At 68.2% G+C, this 3437-nt stretch carries 3 protein-coding genes; 2 read left to right on the forward strand and 1 reads right to left on the reverse strand.

The genetic code is table 11. The features are described 5' to 3' along the window. The coding region (locus tag ACFU8Q_RS02150) for an FG-GAP-like repeat-containing protein (protein ID WP_384446790.1) at positions 1-1031 on the forward strand (1031 nt) is incomplete at its 5' end. Positions 1032-1790: 759 nt separating this feature from the next. On the opposite strand, the gene ACFU8Q_RS02155 is transcribed toward ACFU8Q_RS02150, so the two are convergent. Then, complete coding sequence (locus ACFU8Q_RS02155) at positions 1791-2714, reverse strand: bifunctional DNA primase/polymerase (RefSeq protein WP_384446791.1); 924 nt, start codon at positions 2712-2714, stop codon at positions 1791-1793. Positions 2715-3039: 325 nt separating this feature from the next. Here ACFU8Q_RS02155 and ACFU8Q_RS02160 point away from each other — a divergent pair, with 325 nt between their 5' ends. Then, positions 3040-3351, forward strand: coding sequence for a hypothetical protein (locus ACFU8Q_RS02160; RefSeq protein WP_384446793.1), 312 nt, complete (start codon positions 3040-3042; stop codon positions 3349-3351). Positions 3352-3437 lie beyond the last annotated feature (86 nt).

Below are 3437 nucleotides of genomic sequence, written 5' to 3' on the forward strand. Positions count from 1 at the left end.
GTGCCAATCCTGAGGGGGTGGCGGTGGGTGATTTCAATGGTGACGGCTTCCCGGACATCGTCACCGCAAACACCAACGCGGATTCGGCGTCGGTGCTCTTGAACAATGGTGACGGCACGTTCGCCACCAAGACCGACTACCCCACCGGGAGCGTCCCCACCTCGGTGGCGGTAGGCGACTTCAACGGTGACGGCTTCCCAGACATCGTCACCTCAAACCTCGGCGTGAGTACGGTGTCGGTGCTCTTGAACAATGGTGACGGTACGTTCGGTGCCAAGACCGACTATCCGACCGGCAGCGGTCCAGTCGCGGTAGCAGTGGGTGACTTCGACGGTGACGGAGCCCCAGACCTGGTCACCGCGAACTCCGTGAGTACGGTGTCGGTGCTCTCGAACAATGGTGACGGTACGTTTGGTACCAACACCGACTATCCGACCGACAACAGCCCTGTCGCGGTGGCGGTGGGCGACTTCAACGGCGGACTGCCCGACATCGTCAGCGCAAACAGCAGCGCGAGTACGGTGTCGGTGCTGCTCAACACCACCGGCTCCTCCACAGGACCGGTGATCACCAGTCCGGCCGACGGATCAACGATCAAGGACTGCGGTGGGCGCCCCGGCAAGCACCGCAACGTCATGGGGAACACAGGGCGGGGCTGCACGGTGGCTTTCACCGGCACCGGCAGCTCTGGTGACACCATCTCCGTCACCGATGAGCACGGCGTCACGATCTGCAAGGCCGTCGTCTATGCCGCCGGAAACTGGACCTGCACCTCGAAGAGACCGATCTCCCCGGGGCAACACACCTTCACCCCTACCGCCACTGACGCCGGCGGTAACACCACCACCGGCCCTTCCGTGACAGTGACCATCAAGCCGCAGTCCCACAAGCCCTGCAAACTACACAGGTTGAGTGCCATCCACACCTCACCAGTACGACCGGGGGTCAGTGCCACAGCGGGGCAGGCGGCCTCTACGCGTGACTCAGGTCATGAACCGCTGTCCGGATCACGACCTGAAAGGTGTGTGTGATCTCAAGACCGATCCCGGACGCACGTACAACAGCGCAGGACCGCACCACAGCAACCGCCCTCGTCCGGCAGCGTCCCACTGGGGTCATGGAAGCCGTGGGTATGAGCGAGGCTGACCGTTCTCGCCAGAGCTACGGATCAGAAGGTTCTGACATCCACAGCTGACATCGACGGGTCCGGACAGCGGCGGATCGGGCCGATCACGCTTGGACCAGTCGTCGCCTGCTGAGTCGGATCCTGGCAGGCAGCCGAGAGCCGGGATCGAACCCCTGAAGCGGGTGTCGGCCTGCCCGGCTCGCCTCTAAAGAGCACGGCCCCTCAGCGGGCTGTGGGCCATGTGTGGGCCACCGAAGCGCCGCCGGGGGGTCAGCCCTAGCGAATGTGCAGGTCAGAGACTCAGGCGTTCGCGTATGCGGGCGGTCTTGAAAACCGTCGTGGCAGCGATGTCACCGTGGGTTCAAATCCCACACCCACCGCCACACGTCGGCGAGCGCGCTGACCGGAAGGGGCGCCCCTCATCAGGGGTGCCCCTTTCTCGTGGGGCCGGGCGTTCTGGGCCGGTGGTCCACAAGCCGTTCGGCCTGTGCGCCTGCGGGGCCACTCCGAACGGTCCGGGCTTCGGCGGCGGTGGTACGGGCAGCGACGGTTCTGTGCTCCTGGCGTTGCCCCGTACGCATCCGGCCCGGCGCCCGGGTGGGGACCGTTGAGTACGTCGGTGTCCGCTCGACGAGAGACCGGATGCAGTCGATCTCGTTGCCTGTCACGTCGTCGGGCTCGATGGACCGGACGGGGCGGTTCCGGGTCCGTTCTCGGTCTCGTCCTCGTAGCTCGTGGTGAGGCGGGCCGCCGAGGCGATGGTGGCGCGGGCTTCGCGTTCGGTGAGGCCGGTGCGGACGGCGGCGTCGGTGAGGGCGTCCGCCAGGGCGTCGCCGAAGCCGTGTTCGTAGGCGCGGCAGGCTGCCCAGAAGAGCCGGGTGTTGCGCTGGCCCTCGTGTGCCGCAAGGACGAAACGGACCAGTCCCCGGCCTCGTTCGTGCCGGGCCGTGGGGTGGTGAGGGCGTGCGGGGGGCTTGAGCAGGTGCAGGAGTGCGCGGGGGCAGGGGGCCGGCGGGAGGTCGGCGGTGCCAGGGGCGAGCCGGTACGTGCCGTGGGCGGTGACCGAGCCGGGGCCCACCAGGTAGCCGCCGGCGCCCCGGACGTCGATGCCGGGGGCGAGGCGGCTGGCGGAGTTCGGTACGCGGACGCCGGGCGGGCCGGCCAGCCAGATGTGTCGGCCGCCGCTGGGCGTGAGCACGATGACGGTCGGCGGGATGGTGAACAGGTGGTGCAGGGCGAGCTGCTGGAGGGATGCGGCGGAGTCGTTTCTGCCGTTGGTGTCGATGTCCAGGTCGATGCCGATGAGGTGGTGCGGGGGCCGGCCGCACGCGATTCCGTAGCCGGTGGCCCAGGGGGCGGCGGCGAAGAGGGCGCGGACGGCGGCGAGGTCCGTGGTGGCGTCGTGGACGCCGTGTCCGGGTAGGCCGCAGGCGCCCCGGCAGGTGACCGGCCGGTCCTCGTTCCGGTGCGGAGAGGGCAGGGCGGGGAGCTTACCGGCGGAGAGCGGGATGACGGGGAGCCCGCGCTCGGCGGCGGAGAGTGCGTGGGCCAGGGCCAGGGTGGCGGTCTGCCGGTCGGTGGTGGCCATGGCTACATTTTCGTACAGATGTTCGAGGAAGGGAAGGGGGTGGGGTGTCGGCCGGCTGGGGCGCCGGAGCGCTTCTTCTCTTGCGGGGTATGGGATCGGACGGGGTCGAAGTTGCGGGAGGGGGTGCGGAGTGGGGAGAGCTGGGGCTTCGGCGGCGCGAGTGGGTTTATTGGATGTTCCTCATGCTTGCGAGGGAATCGGATCGCGTGGGTGGTTCGCCGGGGATCCGGTGGGCAACTCTGCTGTCGCGACGTCGTGACCAAGCCGGGGCGGTCGGCCAACTGCCCCGGAACAAGCCGTACTTTCGGTTCCTGGAGGAATTGACATGGCAAGCATCCGTATCGCTCGTGCCCTCGCCGCTGTTGCAGCCCTGCCTCTCGCCGCCGCGCTCTTCAGTGGCGTGGCCCAGGCCGACAGCGGTTCGTTCGCGAACGACGGATCGAACGCGGCTGTTGCCACAGTCGTCGGCAGCGGCGTCGGCGGTAACAACTCCGGCAATTCGTCCACGTCGCAGCAGCAGGCCGTCGGCTCCGGCGCGTCGAACCGGAGCAACTCCGCGCAGGTGAACGGCTCGGGGTTCACCGTGCTCGACCAGCACAACGAGAATCTCGTGGTGAACTTCACCAATCTCTGGTGAGTCGGGCCCGGCCGTGAGTCGGTCGGGGGGCGGGTCACGGCTGGTTGAACGGCGGCCTGCGCGAGGGCACTTGGGTGCACTCGCGC

This window comes from Streptomyces sp. NPDC057543, assembly GCF_042801895.1.
Taxonomy (GTDB): Bacteria; Actinomycetota; Actinomycetes; order Streptomycetales; family Streptomycetaceae; genus Streptomyces.